The organism is Actinocorallia aurea (genome assembly GCF_054783995.1).
The window spans coordinates 365500-387569 of the sequence record NZ_BAAGPQ010000014.1; the positions used below are offsets into that span (position 1 = coordinate 365500).

Below are 22070 nucleotides of genomic sequence, written 5' to 3' on the forward strand. Positions count from 1 at the left end.
GGCCGGGCTTCGTCGTTTCCCGCGGAGAATCCAGCGGTCGGGCAGGCGGGTCTTCGCTACAGTTGCCCGCTATGTCGCTAGATCAGTCGGGTGGACACACCTTCCAGGTCGACCTGCGCGGTCTGGTCGACCTGCTCTCCCATCACCTCTACTCCAGTCCGCGGGTCTACGTCCGCGAGCTGCTCCAGAACGCCGTCGACGCGGTCACCGCCCGCCGGCGCACCGAGCCGGACGCCCCGGCCGCGATCACGCTGACCGCCGACGGGGCGGGCCTGCGCGTCGACGACCCGGGCATCGGCCTGACCGAGGCCGACGTGCACCGCTTCCTGGCGACGATCGGCCGCTCGTCCAAGCGGGACGAGATCGAGGGCGCCCGCCGGGAGTTCCTCGGCCAGTTCGGCATCGGCCTGCTCGCCTGTTTCACGGTCGCCGAGGAGATCCGGGTGGTGACCCGGTCGGCGGCCGATCCGGCGGCGGGCGCGGTCGAGTGGCGGGCTGCATCGGACGGCACCTACGGGGTGCGCCCCGCCGAGCGGGCCGAGCCCGGCACGACGGTCTTCCTCACCCCGCGCAGGGGCGCCGAGGACTGGTTCGCGTTCGACCGGGTGGCCGAGCTGGCGCGCGACTACGGCTCGCTGCTGCCGTTCCCCGTCACGCTCGAAGGGCCGGGCCGCTCCGTGGCGATCACCGGCGGCGGCGCGGTCTGGGACCGCTCGTTCGCCTCGCCGGCCGAACGCAGGCAGGCGCTGCTAAAGTACGGCGCCGACACCCTGGGCTTCGCCCCGCTGGACGTCGTCGAACTCGACGTGGCGCTGGCGGGCGTGCGCGGCGCGGCCTACGTGCTGCCGAGCCCGGCGGGCCCTGCGGACACCGGACGGCACCGGGTCTACCTGAAGGGCATGCTGCTCGGCGACGCGGTCACCGGCCTCCTGCCGGACTGGGCGTTCTTCGTCCGGTGCGTCATCGACACCGACACGCTGCGCCCGACCGCGTCCCGCGAGGGCCTGTACGAGGACGAGACCCTCGCGGCGGTCCGGGACGCGCTCGGCGCGCGGCTGCGCGACTGGCTGACCGGCATGGCGGCCCAGGAGCCCGGCCGCCTAGCGCGGTTCCTCGGCGTGCACAGCCTCGGCGTCAAGGCGCTGGCCAGGCATGATGTCGAACTGCTGACGATCATGCTGCCGTTCCTGCGCTTCGAGACCACCGACGGGCCGGTGGCGCTGCCCGAGTTCGTCCGGGGCCGGGACGTGGTGCACGTCGCCCCGACCGTCGAGGAGTTCCGGCAGGTCGCCGCGATCGCCTCGGCGCAGGGCCTCGGCGTGGTCAACGGCGGCTACACCTACGACGATGAGCTCGTCGCGCTGCTGCCCCGGGTGCTGCCCGGCACCGTCGTGCGGGAGCTGGGCGCGGACGCGGTGACCGCTGCCCTCGACCCGGTGGACCCGGCCGACGAGCTGGCGCTCGCGCCGTTCCTGGCCGCGGCGCGGGCCGCGCTCGATCCGCTGGACTGCGACGTGGTGCTGCGGTCGTTCGCGCCCGTGTCGGTCTCCGCGCTGCACCTCGACTCGCGCGAGGCCCGCCGGGAGCGGGCCCGCGCCGGTGTCGAGGCCGAGTCCGACGACCTGTGGGCCGACATCCTCGGCGCGCTCAAGGACAGCGCGCCCCGGACCCGCCTGGTGCTCAACCACCGCAGCCCCGCCGTCCGCAGGCTTGCCGCGATCACCGAACCCGGTCTGCTCACCGCGGCCGTCGAGGCACTGTACGGGCAGGCCCTGCTGATGACGGGTCGGCCGCTGCGCCCCGCGGACATCGCGCTCGTGAACCGGGCGTTCGACGCCCTGCTGGGCTGGGCGGCCAGGACCGCGGGGCCTGAGGGAGGACACGCATGACCGTCGAGGAGATCGCCCGCGCGCTGGGCGAGGCCCGCTCCCTGCCACTGGAGGGCCGCCAGCGGCTGGAGCGGCTGGAGCGGCTCGCGGAGCACGCGCGGGCGTGCCCGTCGCGCAAGCTGGAGTCCGACGTCCTCGTCACGCTCGTCCACGCGCACGAGTACTCCGCCGAGCGGGCGAGGCTCCCGGTCCACATCGGCCGCCTGCTCCAGATCCTTGAGGCGCACGGCGCCGAGATCCCGGGCCTGGAGCGGACCGTCTACTGGGACCTCAAGTGGATGACGTCGGCGCTGATCAACAACCCTGCGGTGCCGGTCCCGACGGTCCTGCGGTGGATGGAGGAGCTGGAGCGCAGATACCGGGAGCGCGGCATCAGCCTCCGCCCGGCGCACGGCCTGCGCGGCCAGCTCGCTCAGACGGCCGGCGACCAGGAGGCGGCGGCCCGGCACTTCGAGGAGCTGGTCGCGGCGGTCCGCGACGGCTACGCCGACTGCCACGCCTGCGAGAGCAACGCCCTCGGGGACTGGCGGGCGTGGGCCGGTGACGACGCCGGGGCGCTGCGGTACTGGGCTCCGGTGCTGGACGGTGAGCAGACGTGCGCGTCCGAGCCGCACGCGACGCTCGGCCAGGCCCTGCTCCCGCTGGTGCGCGAGGGGAAGGCCGACGAGGCCCGCTCGGCGCACCTCAAGGGCTATCCGATGGTCCGCAGGATCGACAGCCTGCGCGGGCCGGTCGGCTGCCACATCGAGTTCTGCGCGCTGACCGGCAACGAGGGGCGCGGTCTGGAGATCCTCGCCGAGCACGCCGCGTGGCTGACCGCCGCGGGCGAGGATCCGCGGGTGCGCCTGGAGTTCCTGTCCGGCGCGGTGGTGCTGCTGCGCCGCCTCGCCGCGCTCGGCCTGGCCGACCTGCCGCTGGCCGAGGGGACCGTCGGGTCGGTCCTGGCCGCGGCCGAGCCCGAGGCGTTCGAGCTCGCGGGCCGCTTCGACACCCGGTTCGGCAACACCCACCGCACGGCCGCGCTCGCCGCCCGGTTCGACGCCGAACCGCTGCTGGAGCGCCTTCCGCTGGGCTCGCGGGGGAGCACGGTGCCGGTCGCGGTCCGCACTCCCGCGGCACCGGTCCCGCCGGACGCCTTCGAGGAACTGCTGGCCGAGGCGCGCGGGCTGAGCGAGCTGAACCACCCGGGCGCGGGACGGGCCTGGCGGCGGGTCGCGACGCGCGGCGGGCCGGAGCCGACGCCGGAGATCCGGCTGGAGCTCCTGCGCACCGACGATGAGTCGGCCCCCGAAGCGGTGGCCGAAGGGCTCGCCGCGCTGCTGCCCGACCTCGCGGAGTTGCCCGTGCTGCGGCTGAGGGCCCTCGCCACCCGGGCCATGGCGCTGCTGCGGGCGGGCGACCCCGAAGGCTCCGACGCCGCGCACGCGGTCGCCGCGGAGGCCGACGCCGCCTGGAAGGACGGCGTCCTGACCGCTCCGCTGTACCTGGAGGTCAGGCGAGCGGTGCCGTTCACGGCCTTCGTCGAGATGCGCGAGGAGGACCCCGAGTCCGTCGCGCGCGCGTCGGCCGCCGCCGAGGCCGAGAAGGCGCTCGCGGAGGAGCTGGCCGTCGCGGCGCGTGCCGCGCACTACGCGGAGCTGCTGGGCCGGATCCGCCTTCGGGCGGGCGACCACGACGGATCCGGGCCGCATCTGGCCGAGGCGCGGGAGCGGTACGTCGCGACCGGGCGGTACTGGCTGCTGCCGATGCCGACCCACTTCCTCGCGGGCCAGGCCGCGAACGCGGGCGACGCGGCGCGCGCCGAGGCGCTGCTCCGGGAGACGCTGCGGCTGGCGGGGCCCGCGCTCGGCCCCGATGAGCTCGCCCCGCTCGCATCCCATCTCGTGGAGATCCTGGCCCCGCAGCAGGGCCGCGCCGCCGATCTCGTGGACGCCGCGCTGGAGGCGGCCCGCCTGTGGGAGGGCGTGCACGAGCCCGACCATGTCCACAATGTCTGCAACGCCGCCCGCGGCTATCTGGCCCTCGACCGGTGCGGCGAGGCGGTCGGGCTGTTCGAGCAGGTCGCCGACAGGTTCGAGGTCTCCTACGAGGGCGGCTCTCTGGCGTTCACCCGGCGCCAGTACGGCCTGGCGCTGCGCGAGACCGGCGACCACCGGCGCGCCGCCGAGCAGTTCCTCGCGGGCGCCGCGACCGCCGCGGAGGCGGAGGACGGCACGGAGCTCCAGGCGGAGCTCGCCTGGTACGCGGGCGACGAGCTGGGCGGAGCCGGGCTCGTCGAGGAGTCCGGGGCCGCCTACCGGCGTGCGGCGGCGCTGTGGGAGGAGCTGGGCGCGCTCGGCCCGCGGGTGATGTGCCTGCGCGCCGCGGCCTGGGTCGACCACGAGCTGGACGGCTCGCCCGACCCGGGCGCGTCGGACGCGGTCGGGCCCGCCGCGATGCGCGCGGTCCTCGCCCTGGTCGAGGAGGTCGCCGCGGCCGAGCCTTCGGACGCGGTGGACGAGCTGCTCACGGGGACTCGCGAGCAGCTCGCCGCCATGCTCACGACGCCGGAAGGGGCAGCCGGGTAGTCAGCGTGGTGCCGGTGGTCGGGCGGGACGCGATCGTGAACGTCCCACCCAGCTCGGTCGCCCGCTCCCGCATCGAGGTCAGGCCGAGCCCGGAGTTCGGCTGGCGCGGCAGGCCCCGCCCGTCGTCGCTGATCACCAGTTCCAGATGGGTGGCGGTGCGGGTGAGCCGGATCTCGGCGCTGGTCGCGTGCGCGTGCCTGCGCACGTTCGTCAGCGCCTCCTGCACGATCCGGTAGACCGTCACCTCAAGGACGGGCGTCAGCTCGCCGAGGTCGTCGGCCGCCACGTCCACCCGCGGCTCGGGCAGGTCGGTGGCGAGGGCCCGGACCGCGCCGAGCAGGCCCAGCCGGTCCAGCGCGGGCGGGCGCAGGCCGTGCACCAGCTCGCGGATGTCGCCGATCGCCTCGGTCATCCGCTCCCGCAGGGCCGTCAGGGACGGCTCGACGGCCTCCGGGTCGGTCGTCAGCCTGACCCGGGCGGTGTCCACCGACAGGGCGAGCGCCGCGAGGGTGGGGCCGAGGCCGTCGTGCAGGTCGCGGCTGAGCCTCCGCCGCTCGGCCTCCCGGGTGTCGATCACCGTCTGCTGCGAGACCCGCAGCAGCCGCACGGTGTGCGCGAGGTCGGCGACATGCCTGGTGAGCACCCCGACGAGCCGGTGGTCGGAGCTGCCGCGCCCGTACAGCAGCAGCCGGCCGATGGGCTCGCCGTGCCAGACGAGCGGGACCTCCTTCGGCCCGCCTTCCAGGAGCCCGTCGGTGTGCGCCACGACCCCGTCGATCTCCACGGCGACGCCCGAGACGCCGAGGCCGCGCCGCACCGACCGGACGGCCGCCGCGAGCGCGGCCGACGGGTCCTCGGCGCGCTGGACGGATCTGCTCAGCCGGTCGGCGAGCCGGTACGGATCGCGTTCGATGCCGAGCATGAGGTCGACCGAGAGCTGGACGCGGCTGCGCACCGGCTGGAACAGCGCGCCCACGGTCAGCGCGCCGAACAGGCCCGCGGCCTGGGTGGCCACGAGCAGACTCACCACGAAGATCAGCCCGAAGTAGACGGCGCCGAGGATCACGGTGAGGGTGGCGTAGACGAGGGTCCGGTTGACGATCACGTCGAGGTCGTAGAGCCGGTACCGCAGGATCGCGACGGCCAGCGCGACGGGCACGAGGGTGACCGCCGTGCAGGTGAGGGTCGCGAACAGCCAGAACGGGATGTCCCGCCACAGCATGTCGGCGAACCCGGCGACCGCGGTGCCGAGCAGCGGATAGGCGATGAGCGCGATCTGCCGCCGCGCGACAGGGTCGCCTGCCTTGAACCGGGCGGCCAGCGAGCCGATCGCCAGGAACGCGACGGCGACGGTGATCGGCTCCATGACGTTCGGGTGGATCCAGTCGAGCCGCCCGACGGCCTCGATCCCGAACGGGTTCACCGCCCGGTACGGCCCCACGCCGAAGTCCACCGGCCGGACCCAGGCGTAGCCGACGTTGTAGGCGATGAACGCGACCGACAGCCACAGCACCGGCCGCCACCGGCGCGACGGCGGCTTGCCGTCGGGGAAGAGCAGCGACACGATCATGAGCAGCGGCAGGAACTCGACGAGGAACAGCCAGCTCGCCGTCCAGCGCAGCAGGACGGCGCCGGGCCACTCCTCGATGAGGGCGAGCCGCGACAGCGGGATGAGCATCCAGTAGGCCGCGGCGAACAGCCCGATCACCCACAGCAGGCGGCCGACGACGAGGCCGGGGCGCCTGCTCAGCAGGAACGCGCCGAACACCGGGTAGAGCACGCCCATGATCACTTCGGGTCGCCAGGACTGGCTCGTCCGGTACTCGGCGGGCGCCTCGAACCGGAACCAGTACGCGAGCAGCACGAACAGCGGGCCGGCGGCGGCGCCGGTCCACAGGAGCGTCCTACGTGCCAAGGCCGGCCTCGCGCGCCAGCACGATCGCCTGGGCACGGTCCGCCACGTGCAGCTTCATGAAGATGTTCGACACGTGGTTGCGGATGGTCTTGGGGGAAAGGAACAGGATGCCCGCGATCTCCCCGTTGTTGCGGCCCTGGGCGATGAGTTCGAGCACCTCCCGCTCCCGGTCCGTCAGCTCGGGGAAGGCCGACTTGCGCGGGTCGGGCATGTCGGTGAAGTAGGTGAGGACCCGGCGGGCGATCTCCGGGCCGTAGATGGCCTCGCCTGCCGCGACCGCCCGCACCGCGCGGGCGATCTCCTCGGCGCCGGACTCCTTCAGCAGGTAGCCGCGGGCGCCGGCGCGCATCGCGGCGAACACCGAGTCGTCGTCGCGGAACATGGTGAGCACGAGGACGCCGATGTGCGGGCTGGTGCGGGTGATCGTGCGGGTCGCCTCGATGCCGTTGCCGCCCGGCATGTGCAGGTCCATCACCACGACGTCGGGCTGGACGTCATGGGCGAGCTGGACCGCTGCCGGGCCGTTCTCGGCCTCGCCGACCACGCCGATCTCCAGTGCCTCCAGCAGGGCGCGCAGGCCCTGCCGGAACATGGGGTGATCGTCGGCGATGATCACGCGGATGTCATCGGACACGTGGTTCTTCCTCCGGGAGCTGGGTGAGGGGGAGCCGGGCGACCACGGCGGTGCCGCCGCCGGGCCGCGGACCGACGGTGCAGACGCCCCCGACCTCCGCCGCGCGTTCCCGCATCGCCGCGATCCCGGCGCCCTCCGAGCGACCGGGATGCAGGCCCCTTCCGGGGTCGGAAACGACGAGGTGGACGGCTTCGGGGCCGCGCTGCAACCGCACGGTGGCGGTGGGGGCCAGGGAGTGGCGCCGGACGTTCGTCAGCGCCTCCCGGACGATCAGATAGGCCGCGACCTCGACTGCGGCGGGGAGATGGCCGAGGTCTTCGTTGATCCGTACCCGCACCATGATCCCGTCGGCGCCGTCGGCGAGGCCGTGGATGGCGCCGGCGAGGCCGAGGTCGTCGAGTGCGGGCGGGCGCAGGTCGGCCACGAGGTCCCGGATGTCGCCGACGGCGCCGGCCAGCCGCCCGCGCAGGTCGGACAGCAGCGGCCCGACCTCCTCGGGTCGGCGGGCCAGCGTGATCCGCGCGGTGTCCAGGGCCATGGCGAGGCTGGCGAGGGTGGGTCCGAGATCGTCGTGCAGGCTCTGGCGCAGCCTGCGCCGCTCCTCCTGGGCGTCGGCGACGATGCGTTCGCGGGAGCGCTGCAGCGCCCCCGCGCGATCTTCGCCGGAGGAGGCCCGCAGCCGGGTCATGGTGACTCCGGCCGCGAGCCCCAGGAGGAACGCGCCGAGCGCGGTGAGGCCGACCATGGGGGAACTCTCCCGGATCGGGCGGGCACGCGACAGGGACGCGTGTCCCGGATCAGGCGGGCGTCTCCAGGTCGGGACGCATCTGGCGCATGATGTCCGACAGGTCGCTCCAGCCCATGAGCGGCGTTCCGCTGGCGATGGCGTTCGCGTCGGGCATGACGCTGACCATGCCGAGGGTGGTGCCGGTGGCCCAGTAGCAGAACGGCAGGGTGATGGTGGCGGCGGTCACCTCGGCGCAGCCCGCCGAGCCAGGGCCGCCCGAGTCCGTTTCGTGGATCGTCACGGCGGAGCCGCTGCTGGACATGCCGTTGGTGAAGTCGTCCTCGTGCAGGTTGGTGCCGGTGACGCCGGTGAAGACGACCTCGGTGCCGTTGACGTCGTAGGACGCCGAGACGACGGAGCCGGCACCGCCGAAGGCGGCTTCGTAGGGGTTGGCCTGCGACGACGTCGTCTTGGAGTAGCCGCCTGCGGAGTCGGGGGTGGACAGCGTGTACTTGGTGCCGCCGAGGCCGCTTCCGCCGTCGCCGCCGGACAGGGCCAGGACGCCGATGCCGAGCACGATGACCGCCGCGACGCAGGCCGCGATGATGATCACCACGCCCTTGCTGCTCACCCGCTTCGGCGGCCCGGGGGGAGCGCCGAAGGGCTGGGGCGTGCCGTACTGCTGCGGGGCGCCGAACGGGGGCGGCGTGCCGGGGGCGCCGAAGGGAGGCGGGGTGCCGTAGCCCTGGGGCTGCGGCTGCCCGTAAGGGCCGGGGGGAGGGGTGGGCTGCCCGTACGGCTGCGGCTGCCCGTAGGGGTTCTGGCCAGGCTGCTGCGGCGGCTGGGGCCCGCCGTAGCCCGGGCCCTGAGGCGGGGGGTTCCAACCACTCATGCTGCACTCCAGGGGGATATTCGGTGTTGTATCCGTAGACGCATTCTGTCGTATCGAGGTTCGGATGTGCCCCGACGGGGCACTTCCGCCCTGGGCAAGGGTTGACAACCCGTAGAATCGGGGTTCGTGACCGAGTCCCAGTTGCCCACCCAATACACCCCCGCCGATGTCGAGGGCAGGCTCTACGAGCGCTGGACCTCCGCGGGCCTGTTCGAGGCCGACGCGGCGCGCAGCCCCGAGGCCCCGGCGTACACCATCGTCATCCCGCCGCCGAACGTGACGGGATCGCTGCACATGGGCCATGCCCTGGACCACTCCATCCAGGACACCCTCGTACGGCGCAGGCGCATGCAGGGGTACGAGGCGCTGTGGCTGCCGGGCATGGACCACGCGGGCATCGCGACCCAGAACGTGGTCGAGCGCGAGCTGAAGAAGGAGGGCCTGTCCCGGCACGACCTCGGCCGGGAGGCGTTCCAGGAGCGCGTGTGGAAGTGGAAGGCCGAGTCCGGCGGCCGGATCCTCGGCCAGATGCGCCGCCTCGGCGACAGCGTCGACTGGTCCCGTGAGCGGTTCACCATGGACGAGGGACTGTCCCGCGCCGTCCTGACGATCTTCAAGCGGCTCTACGACGACGACCTCATCTACCGGGCCGAGCGGATCATCAACTGGTGCCCGCGCTGCCTCACCGCCCTGTCCGACATCGAGGTCGAGCACAGCGACCGCGAAGGCGAACTCGTCTCCATCCGCTACGGCGACGGCGACGCCTCGCTCGTGGTCGCCACCACGCGGGCCGAGACGATGCTCGGCGACACCGCCGTGGCCGTCCACCCCGAGGACGAGCGCTACGCCCACCTGGTCGGCACCGAGATCGAGCTGCCGCTGACCGGCCGGAAGATCCCGGTCGTCGCCGACGAGCACGTCGACCCCGAGTTCGGCACGGGCGCGGTGAAGGTCACGCCCGCGCACGACCCGAACGACTTCGAGATCGGCCGCCGCCACGGCCTGCCGACCCTCGTCGTGCTGGACGAGCACGCCACCGTCGTCGCCGAGGGCCCGTTCTCGGGCCTGGGCCGCTACGAGGCGCGCGCCGCGGTGGTCGAGGCGCTGCGCGAGCAGGGCCGGATCGTCAAGGAGGTCCGCCCCTACGAGCACTCCGTCGGCCACTGCCAGCGCTGCCAGACCGTGGTCGAGCCGCGCGTGTCGCTCCAGTGGTTCGTCAAGGTCGCCCCGCTGGCCAAGGCCGCGGGCGACGCCGTCCGCGACGGCCGCGTCGCGATCCAGCCGCCGGAGCTGTCCTCCCGCTACTTCGCGTGGGTCGACAACATGCACGACTGGTGCATCTCCCGGCAGCTGTGGTGGGGCCACCGCATCCCGGTCTGGTACGGCCCGGACGGCGAGGAGCGCTGCTTCGGCCCGGACGAGGAGATCCCCGCCGACTGGACCCAGGACGGCGACGTCCTTGACACCTGGTTCTCCAGCGCGCTGTGGCCGTTCTCCACGCTCGGCTGGCCCGATCGGACCGCCGACCTGAAGCGCTTCTACCCGACCTCCGTCCTGGTGACGGGCTACGACATCCTGTTCTTCTGGGTCGCCCGGATGATGATGTTCGGCCTGTACGCGATGGACGGCGTCGAGCCGTTCAAGGTCATCGCCCTGCACGGCATGGTGCGCGACCAGCACGGCAAGAAGATGTCGAAGTCCTTCGGCAACGTCGTCGACCCGCTGGACTGGATCGACCGCTACGGCGCCGACGCCACCCGCTTCACGCTGCTGCGCGGCGCGAACCCGGGCGGCGACGTGCCCGTCGCCGAGGAGTGGGCGCAGGGGTCGCGCAACTTCGTCAACAAGCTGTGGAACGCGACCCGCTTCGCGCTCATGAACGGCGCGAGCGTGACGGGCCCGCTGCCCCAGACCGTCTCCACGACCGACGCCTGGGTGCTGTCCCGCCTCCAGACCGTCATCGCCGACGTCGACAGGCACATCGAGTCCTTCGACTTCGCCAAGGCCTGCGAGACCCTCTACCACTTCGCCTGGGACGAGGTCTGCGACTGGTACCTGGAGCTGTCCAAGGTGCCGCTGGCCGAGGGCGGCCAGGCCGCCGAGGCCACCCGGCGCGTGCTGGGCGAGGTCTTCGACAAGCTGCTGCGCCTGCTGCACCCGATGGCCCCGTTCGTCACCGAAGAGCTGTGGACGGCCCTCACCGGGCAGGAGACCGTCGTGCGGGCCGCCTGGCCGGTCGCCGACCCCGCGCGGGTGAGCGCCGAGGCCGAGGGCGTCGTCGCCTCGCTCCAGCGGCTCGTCACCGAGGTCCGGCGCTTCCGCTCCGACCAGGGGCTCAAGTCCGGGCAGCGGGTCACCGCGGCGCTGGAGCTCGATGGCAGCCCGCTGGCCGCCTACGAGGAGCAGATCCGCTCGCTGCTGCGGCTGACCGTGCCCGAGGGCGCGTTCACCGCGACGGCGTCGCTGCCGGTCGAGGGCGTCGTGGTCAAGCTGGACACGGCGGGCGCGATCGACGTCGGCGCCGAGCGGGCCCGGCTCACCAAGGACCTCGCGGCCGCCCGCAAGGAGGTCGCGCAGACGTCCGGCAAGCTCGGCAACGCCGACTTCGTGGCCAAGGCCCCCGAGGCCGTCATCAACAAGAACAAGGCGCGGCTTGAGGCCGCCGAGGCCGACATCGTCCGGCTGGAGGCCCAGCTCGCGGCCCTGCCGAGCGCCTGACGCGGCATCCCCGAAGGCCCGGCCCCGCGACCTCCGCGGGGCCGGGCCTTCGGCGTCTCCGGGGCTTTTCAGGGCGCTCTCATGGAGCACTCAGCGTCGGCTCAGGGCGGGGTTGCACGGTGGACAGCGCCCTGGCAGAGGTCCCCGAACCGACGCCGGGCCGCAGACCACTTCTCCAGGGGGAATGACATGAGCGAGGAACGCCCCGTCCAGGCCGACCCGGACGCCGCGACCGAGATCCAGCCCGCGGCCGCCGTGCCAGGCGAGTCCGCCGAGCCCGTGCAGGCGGTCCGGCCAGAGCCGGTCGGCGGCACCGCCGCGGCGCAGGCGGGCCCGGACAATGTGCCGCAGGCGGGCCCGGACGACGCGCCGCAGGCCCACTTCGCGCAGCCGGGCCCCTACCCGCAGCCGCCCTACGCGCCCGGTTACGTCCTGCCGCCCGCGTCGGCGAAGGAGAACCTCGTGGTGCGGGTGCTGCGCCGGCCGTGGGCGCCCGCGCTCGGGGCGGGCCTCGTCGGCGGCCTGATCGGCGGTGTGATCATGGCCGGCGCGGTCGCCCTCCTCGACGACGGCGACGTCTCCCGTCCGGCGCAGGTCTCCCGGTTCGACGACCAGGGCGGCTTCCCCGGAGGGGGCGGCCAGGGCGGGTTCCCCTGGGGCGGCCAGGGCGGCCGACAGCAGGGAGGCGGCTGGCAGGTGCCCGGCCAGGACGGCACCCAGCAGGACGGCACCCAGCAGGACGGCACCCAGCAGGACGGCACGGTCCCGCAGGACGACTCGCGGCAGGACGTCCCGCAGGAGGGCGCCCAGCAGAGCGGCTGGAGCGCGGTCACCGGGGACGCGCAGGGCGCCTGACCCGGAACGCTCTGGTCCCGGACGCGGGATAGCCTCTCAGGGTGATGGATTATCGGGCCGCCGTAGCGGCGGTCATGGCGCGCGGGGTCGAATGGGAGTTCGATCCCACCCTGGACCGCATCCGGGACCTTCTGGACCTCCTCGGCGAGCCCCAGCGGGCCTGCCCGGTCATCCTCGTCGCGGGGACCAACGGCAAGTCCAGTGTCTCCCGCATGATCGACGCGCTGCTCACCGAGCGCGGCCTGCGGGTCGGCAGGTTCACCAGCCCGCACCTGTCCGCGCTGCGCGAGCGCATCGCCATCGACGGCGAGCCGCTGAGCGAGGAGCGCTTCGCCGAGGTCTACTCCGACATCGAGCCGTACCTCCAGATCATCGACGGCAAGCACCCGGTCCGCCTGTCGTTCTTCGAGACGCTGACGGCGATGGCCTACTCGGCGTTCGCCGACGCGCCCGTGGACGTCGCGGTCGTGGAGATCGGCATGGGCGGCGCCTGGGACGCCACCAACGTGGTCGACCCGGTCGTGGCCGTCGTCACCCCGATCGGCCTGGACCACACCGAGTACCTGGGCGACACGATCGAGGACATCGCCCAGGAGAAGGCCGGGATCATCAAGGCGGGCTCCGTCGCGGTGATCGCCCAGCAGCCCGTCGAGGCCGCCGAGGTGCTGCTGCGCCGGGTCGCCGAGACAGGGGCGCGGGTCGTCCGCGAGGGCCTGGAGTTCGGGGTGCTGCGCCGCGAGCTGGCCTTCGGCGGCCAGCTGCTGGACTTCCGCGGCATCCACGCGGGCTACGACGAGGTGTTCCTTCCGCTGTTCGGCGAGCACCAGGCCGCGAACGCCGCGGTCGCCCTCGCCGCGGTGGAGGTCTTCGCCAGCGGCGCGCCCACCAACGCCGTCCTCGACCCCGACGAGGTCACCCGCGGCTCGCTCCGGGAGTTCGCCGGGGCGTCCGCGAGCCAGGAGGGCGCGCTCGACCCCGAGCTGGTCCGCGCCGGGTTCGCCGCGGTCACCTCGCCGGGCCGCCTGGAGGTCGTCCGCACCAGCCCGACCGTCATCCTGGATGCCGCGCACAACCCGGCCGGGATGGCCGCGACGGTGCGCGCGCTGTCGGAGGCGTTCGGGTTCAACCGGCTCGTCGCGGTGATCGCCGCGGCGGCCGACAAGGACGTCGAGGGCATGCTGGAGGAGCTGGAGCCCGTGGTGTCGGAGGCGATCGTCACGGTCAACTCCTCGCCCCGGTCCATGCCGACGGCCGATCTCGCGGAGCTGGCCGGGAGCGTGCTGGGCGCCGAGCGGGTCAGGGCCGTGGCGCGCCTGGACGACGCGATCGACCAGGCCATCGCGCTCGCCGACGAGGAAGGCGAGTTCGGTGGCGCGGGAGTGGTCATCACAGGGTCGGTCGTGACGGCCGGCGACGCACGAGTGCTGTTGAGGGTGAAGTAGATGGTGCGACGGATGCTGGCCACGATCCTCACCTGTGAGGCGATCATCCTCGGCCTGTCGATCCCGGTGGCGATCTCCGTCGCCGACGTGGACGGCAAGGTCGCGGGGATCGTCGGCGGGGTCCTCGTCGTGCTGTCCCTCGCGCTGGCCGGGACGCTGGGGCGCCGCTGGGGGGTCCCGGTGGCCACGGGCTTCCAGATCGTGGTGATCGCGCTCGGCGCGATCGTGCCGACGATGTACATCCTCGGTGTCGTGTTCACCGCGCTGTGGCTTTATGCCATTTGGCTCGGACGGAAGTTCCAGGAGCCCTCGGTCGGCTAAATTCGTCGTTTCCGGCGGCGTCTCCGAGCGGTAAGAGAATGGCCCAGCTGTACACAATGACCGACAGTTCCTGAAATAACAGTTCGGTCCGATTTCCTCTGTCGGAGTCGCCGGTGCGATGCGACAGGAGCTGATGTGTCCCCTTCTGCCCGGGCGCGAAATGGCGCCGGGTCCGCCGTGGCCGCGGCGGCGGTCTGCCTCGCCGTCCCCGCCGCCGTCCTGACCGTCCCGAACGCCGTCGCGTTCGTCGCCGACCCCGCGCTCGCCGAACTCGGCGGCGGCCCCGTGGGACTCGTCCAGGCGGCCGGAGCGGCGCTGCCCGCCCTCGTCCTGGCCGTCCCCGGCGCTGCCGTGCTCGTCCGGCTGCGCCCTCCCGGACCGCTGCTCGCCGCGGGGCTCGCCGCGGTCCTGCTCGGCGGCCTGCTCGTCGCCCAGGCCGGCAACACCTGGGCGCTCGGCGCCGCGCGGGCGCTGGCCGGATGCGGCGCGGGCCTCGTGCTCGCCGCGGCCGCCGCCCTCGCCGGCCGGCGGCCCTCGCCCCTGCCGTCCGCGGTGTTCTCCGGGGCGCTCGTCGCCGGGCTGCTGCTGGCCATGCCCGCGGTGCTCCGCGCGATCCCCGACCGGCCGGACGCCTGGCGCGACCCGCTCACCGCGCACCCGTGGGCCGCGGCCGCCGCGCTCGTCGCCGCCCTTCCCGCGCTCGCCCTGCGCGGCTCGCGCGCCCCGGTCCCGCCGACCTCCGCCGAACGCGCCCAGTTGACCCTCCCGCTCGTGCCCGCGGCGGGCCTCGCGTTCCTCGCGGTGCTCGCCGTGGAGCGGGCGTGGTCGCCGGGCGTGAACCTGATCGTCGCCGCGCTGGGCCTCGCCGCGCTCACCGGCATGGCCCTGGCCGCCGGGCGCGACACCTCGGGCCCGCTCGCGCCAGGCCCGGTCCTGCTGCTCATCGGCACGCTCGTGCTGCCGGTGAGCGCCCCGCTCGCCGGGCTCACCGCCACCGCCCGCGGCGTCGGCCCGCACGAGCTGTGGCCGTTCGGCGCCGGCGCGTTCGCCGCCCTCGCCGCCGCGCTGTCCACGATCCCGCTGGACGCCAGGGGCGCGCGCACCGCGGTCGGCGCCGGCTGCGGGCTGATGGTCGCCGGAACCGGACTGCTGCTCGCCTACGACCCGCTGGCCGGAGGCCCGCTCCTCGGTCCCGCCCTCGTCGCGCTCGCCGGAGGCGCCGGACTCGCCCTGGCGTCCTCGCTGCGCGGGGCCCCGCCCGGCGCGCTCGGGTTCGGGCTCGCCCTGTGCTTCCCGGCGCTGCTGAGCGGCAGCCTCATCGCCGGCTCGCTCCAGCTCGCCGGGCTCGGCAACGCCGCCGCGGGGGACGGCCCGCTCGACGCCCTGGCCTCCGCCCAACGCGCCTGGACGGCGGCGGCCCTGGGCCTCGCCGTGGCCGCGACCTGCCTGGTCCCCGCCGTGCAGGCGACGGCCCGGCGCCGGGACACGCGCGGCACCGATAGGATTTCGCACCTGGTCACCTGATCAAAACAGCACATCGAGGCACCGCGTCGAAGCACCATGTCGAAGCACCGCATCGAATCACCACCGACGAACCACTGGAGAACACAGTCGTGTCCGAGCGCACCCTGATCCTGGTCAAGCCCGACGGCGTCCGCAAGGGCCTGGTCGGCGAGGTCCTCTCGCGCATCGAGAACAAGGGCCTGAAGCTGGTCGCGCTCGAGCTGCGCACCCTGACCCGCGAGGTCGCCGAGGACCACTACGGCGAGCACCGCGAGCGTCCGTTCTTCGGCGAGCTCGTCGAGTTCATCACCGGCGGCCCGCTCGTCGCGCTCGTCGCCGAGGGCCCCCGCGCCATCGAGGCGTTCCGCAGCCTCGCCGGCGCCACCGACCCCGTCAAGTCCGCCCCGGGCACCCTGCGCGGCGACTTCGCGCTGGAGATCGGCGAGAACATCGTGCACGGCTCCGACTCGCCTGAGTCCGCCGCGCGCGAGGTCAAGCTGTTCTTCCCCGAGCTGGGCTGAACGCGCTCCTGACCCTGGGTCGGCCCGCCCGACGAGGTAGTAGGCCAAGACCCGCACACGAACGCACCGTCCGCCGTATGATCGGCGCGCGGTGCGTTCGTGTTTCCGCCCGCGGGCTGTCGTTTCCCTGTGCAATAGTCGAATCACGCGCAGAATTTCCGGTGGCGCCCGCGGCCCGGTGACTGCCGTGGCGGTGGCTGCCGCGTTACGATGAACTCGCCGCTCCGACCGCCATCTCTGGTGTCACTGCCAGTCAGGAAGGGCCCCCTTTTCTCCATGGGTAACAAGCTGTCGTTCCTCGGCCGTGATATGGCGGTCGACCTCGGAACCGCCAACACACTCGTGTATCTGCGCGGCCGGGGGATCGTGCTGAACGAGCCGTCCGTGGTGGCCATCAACACGCACACGGGCAAGATCGTCGCGGTCGGGATCGAGGCGAAACGGATGATCGGCCGGACCCCCGGCAACATCGTCGCGGTCCGGCCGCTGAAGGACGGCGTCATCGCCGACTTCGACGTCACCGAACGGATGCTGCGGTACTTCATCCAGAAGGTGCACAAGCGCCGCCACTTCGCGAAGCCGCGGATCGTGGTCGCCGTCCCGTCCGGCATCACCGGGGTGGAGCAGCGCGCGGTCAAGGAGGCCGGCTACCAGGCCGGCGCCCGCCGCGTCTACATCATCGAGGAGCCCATGGCCGCGGCGATCGGCGCGGGCCTGCCCGTGTACGAGCCGACCGGCAACATGGTCGTCGACATCGGCGGCGGCACGACGGAGGTGGCCATCATCTCCCTCGGGGGCATCGTCACCAGCCAGTCCGTGCGCGTCGGCGGCGACGAGCTCGACCAGGCCGTCATCACCTTCGCCAAGAAGGAGTACTCGCTGATGCTCGGCGAGCGCAGCGCCGAGGAGATCAAGATCGCGATCGGCAGCGCGTTCCCGACCGGCGGGGAGGACGAGCCCAACTACGAGATCCGGGGCCGCGACCTGGTGTCGGGGCTGCCGAAGACCGTCGTCATCTCCTCCGAGGAGGTGCGCCGCGCGATCGAGGAGCCGGTCAACGCCATCGTCGACGCGGTGAAGACGACCCTCGACAAGTGCCCGCCCGAGCTGTCCGGCGACATCATGGACCGGGGCATCGCCCTGACCGGCGGCGGCGCCCTCCTCAAGCACCTGGACGAGCGCGTCCGGGAAGAGACGGGCATGCCGATCCATCTGGTCGACAATCCGCTCGACTCCGTCGTGCTCGGCACCGGCAAGTGCATCGAGGACTTCGAGTCGCTGCGCCAGGTCCTGGTGCCCGAGCCGCGGCGCTGATGCGGGACTCCGGCAAGAACCGGCTCGTGCTGGGCGTTCTGCTCGTCGCGTCGCTGGTGCTCATCACCCTGGACTTCCGGGGCGGGGAGAACTCGCCGCTGAACTGGATGCGCGGGGTCGGCGCCACGGTCTTCGGACCGCTGGAGCGGGTCGCGGCGAGCGTGGTGCGGCCCGTCGGCAACACCTTCGACGCGATCCGCGACGCGCCGGGCCAGCGCAACCGGGTCGAGGACCTCGTCAAGGAGAACCAGGAGCTGCGCGAGCAGCTGCGCTCGGGCACGATCGACAAGGACCGGGCCGCGCAGCTGGACAAGCTGCTCGGCAGCGCGGGCCTGGGCGGCTACAAGATCGTGGCCGCGAACGTCATCTCGGCGGGCCAGGGCTTCGAGGACACGGTCACCATCGACGTCGGCACCCTGAGCGGCGTCAAGCCCGACATGACCGTCATGACGGGTGATGGACTGGTCGGCCGCGTCACCAAGGCAGGACCCGCGTCCGCCACCGTCCTGCTGGCCACCGACTCCGCCTCGACCGTTGGCGCCCGCATGGAGACCTCCAAGGAGATCGGCTCCGTCACCGGCACCGGCCGCCGCGGATTCGGCGTCGGCGCCGCGACGCTCCGCCTGGAACTGCTCGCGGCGGACGCCCGCCTGTCTCCCGGCCAGCGGGTGGTCACCCTCGGCTCCAAGGACGACCGACCGTACGTGCCGGGCGTCCCGATCGGCGTCGTGGAGAAGGTCGAGCAGACCCCGGGAGCCCTCACCCGCACGGCCCTCATCCGGCCGTTCGTCCACTTCTCCGGACTCGACGTGGTCGGCGTCGTCGTCGCGCCGCCCGCCCGCGACCCGCATGACGCGGTGCTGCCGCCCCGGCCGTCCACCCCGTCCTCCTGAGAACCCGCAAGGGGAGCTAGAAGAAGCGTGCTGAACTCCGCAGAGGAGGCCCAAGGGGTCAAGCTCCGGGCCTTCGCCATCATCGTCGTCGCCATCCTCGTGCAGGTCACGGTGGCCAACCGGCTGCCGCTGCCCGGCGGGGTCACCCCCGACCTCGTCCTGCTCACCGTCCTCGCGCTCGCCCTCTTCAGCGGCGAGCGCGTCGGCATGGTCGCCGGGTTCTGCGCGGGCCTGGCCGTCGACATCGCGCCGCCCGCCGACCACACCATCGGCCGCTACGCCCTGGTGTACTGCCTCATCGGCTACGGCTGCGGCCTGCTGCGCCTCGACGTCCAGCGCTCGTCGGTGCTCCCGTTCTTCATGGTCGGCGCGGGCGCCCTCCTGGGCAACCTCGCCTACGCGCTGGTCGGCATGATGCTCGGCGACCCGCGCACGTCCTGGGAGTCGGTGACGCGCGTGGTGCCGCTCGCCGTGCTCTACGACCTGCTGGCCAGCCCGTTCGTCGTCTGGGCGGTGCTGCGCGTCTCCCGGCGCAGCGAGCGGATGGAGCCGCGCGGCGGCCTGTCCGTGCCCGGGTACGCGCGGCCGGCGAGGCAGTCGCGGTGAACGGGCGGACCCGGTCGCGGCTCGTGGTGCTGCACGTTCTGATCGCGGCACTGCTGCTGGTGCTCGCCGGGCGCATGTGGGTGCTCATGGTCGTCAACGGCGAGCACTACCGGACCGTCGCCGCCGAGAACCGCACGCGGGACATCATCGTCCCCGCCGTCCGCGGCTCCATCCTCGACGTCGAGGGACGCCCCCTCGTCCGCAACCGGACCGCGCTCGTGGTGTCGGTCGACCTCACCGTCCTCGGCCGGTTGCCGGACAGGGGGCAGAGCGTCGTCGCGGAACTCGCCGAGGTGCTCGGCACCACGCCTGAGGAACTCCAGCAGCGCACCCGCCTGTGCTCGCCCACCGTGCCGCGGCCGTGCTGGCCCGGCTCGCCCTACCAGCCGATCCCCGTCGACGACAGGGTGACCGCCAAGGAGGGGCTGCAGATCCTGGAGCGCCAGGAGGAGTTCCCCGGCGTCATCGCCCAGGTCCAGGCGGTGCGCGAGCATCCCGAGCCGGACGGGGCCAGCGCCGCGCAGACCCTCGGCTACCTCCAGCCCATCACCCAGGAGGAGATGGACGCGCGCGCGGGCCTGCGCGTCACCGGGTTCGCGGGCGTCGACCTCATCGGCCGCGACGGCCTGGAGGCCACCTACGACTCGGACCTGCGCGGCAGCCCCGGCGTCCGCAAGGTGAACGTGGACGCGCGCGGCAGGGTCACCGGGATCGCCGGCGAGCAGGCGCCGGTGGCGGGCTCGCACCTGGTCACCAGCATCGACTCGGGCGTCCAGGCCGCGGTCGAGGGCGCGATCGGCGAGCAGGTCGACAAGGTCAAGAAGGCGGGCGGCAAGCCGGCCGCGGCGGGCGTCGTCCTCGACGTGAACACCGGCCGGGTCGTCGCCCTCGCCAGCTACCCCACCTACGACCCCTCGATCTGGACCGGCGGCATCTCCCAGGACGAGTACGACGCGCTGCTCGGCAAGAAGCGGGGAGAGCCGCTCATCTCCCGGGCCATCTCGGGCCAGTTCCCGCCCGGCTCGACCTTCAAGATCTCCTCGGTGGCCGCGGCGGTCAACGACGGCAACCCGCTGAAGGGCACCTACGACTGCCCCGGCTCGTACATGGTCGGCTCCCGGGCCTTCCAGAACTTCGAGGGGCAGGGCCACGGCCCGATGAGCCTGCACACGGCCCTCGTGGTCTCGTGCGACACGATCTTCTACAAGTTCGCCTACGACGCCTGGCTGAAGGACGGGTCCACCAAGCCCGTCAAGAACCCGAAGGACCCGATGGTCGGCATGGCCCGCAAGTTCGGGTTCGGCAAGGAGACCGGGATCGACCTGCCGGGCGAGTCCTCAGGGCGCATCCCCGACCGGACCTGGAAGCAGAACTACTGGGCGGCGACGAAGGCCGAGAACTGCAAGCGGGCCAAGACCGGCTACCCGGAGGTCACGAGCGCCGCCAAGGCCGCCTACCTGACCGCCATCTCCAAGGAGAACTGCCTGGAGGGATTCGTCTGGAGGGCCGGCGACGCGGCGAACCTCTCCGTCGGCCAGGGCGACGTCCTGGTCACCCCGCTGCAGCTCGCCCGCGCCTACGCCGCGATCGCCAACGGCGGCACCCTGGTCACCCCGCACGTCGGCACGGCCGTCGTCCGCCCCGACGGCACCGTGGTGCGGCGGATCGAGCCGAAGCCCGGGGGCAAGCTGCCCGTCGACAGCGGGACCATCACCTACATCCGCAAGGCGCTCGCGGAGGTCACCACCCAGGGCACCGCGGCGGGCGCCTTCGGCGGCTTCCCGATGGACAAGGTCCACGTCGCGGGCAAGACCGGCACCGCGGAGGTCTACGGCTACGACGACACCGCGTGGTTCGCCTCCTTCGCACCCGCCGAGAAGCCCGAGTACGCGGTCGTCGTGATGGTCACCGACGCCGGTACCGGTGGCGCGTTCGCCGCCCCGGCCGTCCGCAAGATCTACGAGGCCATCTACGGGCTGGAGGGCCAGAAGGAGGCCCTGCCCGACGGCCATCTCCCGACCGGCCTGCCGGAGGTGACGCCGTGAGCGGCGTGTACGGATCGCGTCAGCCCTGGCCGCAGCGGCTGACCGAGCACGGGTCGGTGCTGCGCCGCCTCGACTGGGGTCTCATCCTGCCGGTGCTCGCGCTCGGCGTGATCAGCTCCCTGCTGGTGTACTCCGCGACCCGCGCCGGGCTGCGCGCCGACCCCCAGGCGTTCCTCAAGAAGCATGTGCTGAACCTGGCCATCGGCGCGGTCCTGTACGGGGCCGTCGCCTCCTGCGACTACCGGCTCCTGCGCGCCTACGCGCCGATCCTCTATGGGCTGTCCATCACCGGCCTGGTCCTCGTGCTGACGCCGCTGGGCGACACCGTCAACGGCTCGCACTCCTGGATCGTCATCGGCGGCGGGTTCCAGGTGCAGCCGTCGGAGTTCGCCAAGGTCGGCCTCGTAGTGCTGCTGGCGATGATCCTCGGCGAGCCGCGCGACGGCGAGGTCGGACCGGGCCGCAAGGACATCCTCATCGCCCTCGGCCTCGCGGGCGCGCCCGCCGCGCTGATCATGCTCCAGCCCGACCTCGGCACCACGATGGTGCTGTGCGTCGTGGTGATCGGGATGCTCGCGCTCTCGGGCGCCTCGAAGGTCTGGACGGTCGGGCTGGTCGGCGCGGGCGTCGCGCTGGCCGCGGGCGCGGTCATGGCCGGGGTGCTCAAGGCCTACCAGATCGCCCGGTTCACCGCGTTCGTCGACCCGAGCGCCGACCCGCGCGGGGCAGGCTACAACGCGGCCCAGGCCAAGATCGCGGTCGGCTCCGGCGGCATGCTCGGCAAGGGCCTGTTCCACGGCGAGCAGACGACCGGGCAGTTCGTGCCCGAACAGCAGACCGACTTCATCTTCACCGTCGCGGGAGAGGAAGTCGGCTATCTCGGCGCGCTGGTGATCGTCGCGCTGATCGGGATCATCCTGTTCCGCGGCCTGCGGATCGCCGCCCACGCCAGCGACCCCTTCGGCACCCTCGTGGCCGCCGGAGTCGTGTGCTGGCTGGGGTTCCAGACGTTCGAGAACATCGGCATGTGCATCGGGATCATGCCGATCACCGGGCTTCCGCTGCCGTTCGTCTCCTATGGCGGATCGGCGACGTTCGCGACGATGATCGCGCTCGGGCTGCTGCAGGGCGTCCACGTCCGGGGCAGGAGCGCCTGAACCCCGGTACCCTGGGGGTTTGACCGGGCGTCCCGGAGCATCCCCGCGATTCCCGCACCATTCGATCTTGC

17 protein-coding genes are annotated in these 22070 nt (G+C 73.1%); 13 read left to right on the forward strand and 4 right to left on the reverse strand.

Annotation, left to right across the window (positions count from 1 at the left end; all coding sequences use genetic code 11):
• The first annotated feature begins 71 nt into the window (after nucleotides 1–71).
• Nucleotides 72–1889 (forward strand): HSP90 family protein, encoded by a 1818-nt coding sequence (locus ACYVOM_RS19485; protein ID WP_460304835.1) that lies wholly within the window; start codon nucleotides 72–74, stop codon nucleotides 1887–1889.
• Nucleotides 1886–4456, forward strand: a complete 2571-nt coding sequence (locus ACYVOM_RS19490) for a hypothetical protein (RefSeq protein ID WP_460304836.1) — start codon at nucleotides 1886–1888, stop codon at nucleotides 4454–4456. Before ACYVOM_RS19485 ends, ACYVOM_RS19490 begins: the two co-directional genes overlap by 4 nt.
• On the opposite strand, the gene ACYVOM_RS19495 is transcribed toward ACYVOM_RS19490, so the two are convergent.
• Genes ACYVOM_RS19495 through ACYVOM_RS19510 form a run of 4 tightly spaced genes read right to left on the reverse strand, consistent with a single transcriptional unit; the run spans nucleotide 4428 to nucleotide 8624 of the window.
• Nucleotides 4428–6371 carry a sensor histidine kinase gene (locus ACYVOM_RS19495; RefSeq protein ID WP_460304837.1) on the reverse strand — a complete coding sequence of 648 codons (1944 nt, stop codon included), beginning with the start codon at nucleotides 6369–6371 and terminating at the stop codon, nucleotides 4428–4430. The genes ACYVOM_RS19490 and ACYVOM_RS19495 overlap by 29 nt on opposite strands.
• Nucleotides 6361–7005: a response regulator transcription factor gene (locus ACYVOM_RS19500; protein WP_281280973.1), complete on the reverse strand. Its 645-nt coding sequence runs from the start codon at nucleotides 7003–7005 to the stop codon at nucleotides 6361–6363. The genes ACYVOM_RS19495 and ACYVOM_RS19500 overlap by 11 nt, the downstream gene beginning before the upstream one ends.
• Entirely contained in the window at nucleotides 6995–7750 is a 756-nt protein-coding gene (locus tag ACYVOM_RS19505) for a sensor histidine kinase (RefSeq protein WP_460304838.1), read from the reverse strand. Before ACYVOM_RS19505 ends, ACYVOM_RS19500 begins: the two co-directional genes overlap by 11 nt.
• A 52-nt stretch (nucleotides 7751–7802) precedes the next feature.
• On the reverse strand, nucleotides 7803–8624 hold the full coding sequence (locus tag ACYVOM_RS19510; RefSeq protein WP_460304839.1) for a hypothetical protein: 822 nt from the start codon (nucleotides 8622–8624) through the stop codon (nucleotides 7803–7805).
• Between the two features lie 126 nt (nucleotides 8625–8750).
• On the opposite strand from ACYVOM_RS19510, the gene ACYVOM_RS19515 reads away from it, so the two are divergent.
• From ACYVOM_RS19515 to rodA, 11 genes are all read left to right on the forward strand, one after another.
• Nucleotides 8751–11342 carry a valine--tRNA ligase gene (locus ACYVOM_RS19515; protein ID WP_460304840.1) on the forward strand — a complete coding sequence of 864 codons (2592 nt, stop codon included), beginning with the start codon at nucleotides 8751–8753 and terminating at the stop codon, nucleotides 11340–11342.
• Nucleotides 11343–11531: 189 nt separating this feature from the next.
• Nucleotides 11532–12197 (forward strand): hypothetical protein, encoded by a 666-nt coding sequence (locus tag ACYVOM_RS19520; RefSeq protein ID WP_460304841.1) that lies wholly within the window; start codon nucleotides 11532–11534, stop codon nucleotides 12195–12197.
• A gap of 44 nt (nucleotides 12198–12241) precedes the next feature.
• Nucleotides 12242–13639 carry a bifunctional folylpolyglutamate synthase/dihydrofolate synthase gene (locus ACYVOM_RS19525; protein ID WP_460304869.1) on the forward strand — a complete coding sequence of 466 codons (1398 nt, stop codon included), beginning with the start codon at nucleotides 12242–12244 and terminating at the stop codon, nucleotides 13637–13639.
• On the forward strand, nucleotides 13640–13960 hold the full coding sequence (locus ACYVOM_RS19530) for a DUF4233 domain-containing protein (protein WP_460304842.1): 321 nt from the start codon (nucleotides 13640–13642) through the stop codon (nucleotides 13958–13960).
• 135 nt (nucleotides 13961–14095) lie between these two features.
• Nucleotides 14096–15484 carry a hypothetical protein gene (locus ACYVOM_RS19535; RefSeq protein ID WP_460304843.1) on the forward strand — a complete coding sequence of 463 codons (1389 nt, stop codon included), beginning with the start codon at nucleotides 14096–14098 and terminating at the stop codon, nucleotides 15482–15484.
• Between the two features lie 89 nt (nucleotides 15485–15573).
• Nucleotides 15574–15984, forward strand: a complete 411-nt coding sequence (gene ndk, locus ACYVOM_RS19540) for a nucleoside-diphosphate kinase (protein WP_460304844.1) — start codon at nucleotides 15574–15576, stop codon at nucleotides 15982–15984.
• 276 nt (nucleotides 15985–16260) lie between these two features.
• A complete protein-coding gene (locus ACYVOM_RS19545) occupies nucleotides 16261–17298 on the forward strand; it encodes a rod shape-determining protein (protein ID WP_123668554.1) in 1038 nt (345 codons plus the stop codon).
• On the forward strand, nucleotides 17298–18191 hold the full coding sequence (gene mreC / locus ACYVOM_RS19550) for a rod shape-determining protein MreC (RefSeq protein WP_460304845.1): 894 nt from the start codon (nucleotides 17298–17300) through the stop codon (nucleotides 18189–18191). The genes ACYVOM_RS19545 and mreC overlap by 1 nt, the downstream gene beginning before the upstream one ends.
• Before the next feature lie 27 nt (nucleotides 18192–18218).
• A complete protein-coding gene (gene mreD / locus ACYVOM_RS19555; RefSeq protein ID WP_460304846.1) occupies nucleotides 18219–18797 on the forward strand; it encodes a rod shape-determining protein MreD in 579 nt (192 codons plus the stop codon).
• Nucleotides 18794–20842 carry a penicillin-binding protein 2 gene (mrdA, locus tag ACYVOM_RS19560; protein ID WP_460304847.1) on the forward strand — a complete coding sequence of 683 codons (2049 nt, stop codon included), beginning with the start codon at nucleotides 18794–18796 and terminating at the stop codon, nucleotides 20840–20842. The genes mreD and mrdA overlap by 4 nt, the downstream gene beginning before the upstream one ends.
• Nucleotides 20839–21999, forward strand: coding sequence for a rod shape-determining protein RodA (gene rodA, locus ACYVOM_RS19565; RefSeq protein WP_460304848.1), 1161 nt, complete (start codon nucleotides 20839–20841; stop codon nucleotides 21997–21999). Before mrdA ends, rodA begins: the two co-directional genes overlap by 4 nt.
• Nucleotides 22000–22070: the final 71 nt, after the last annotated feature.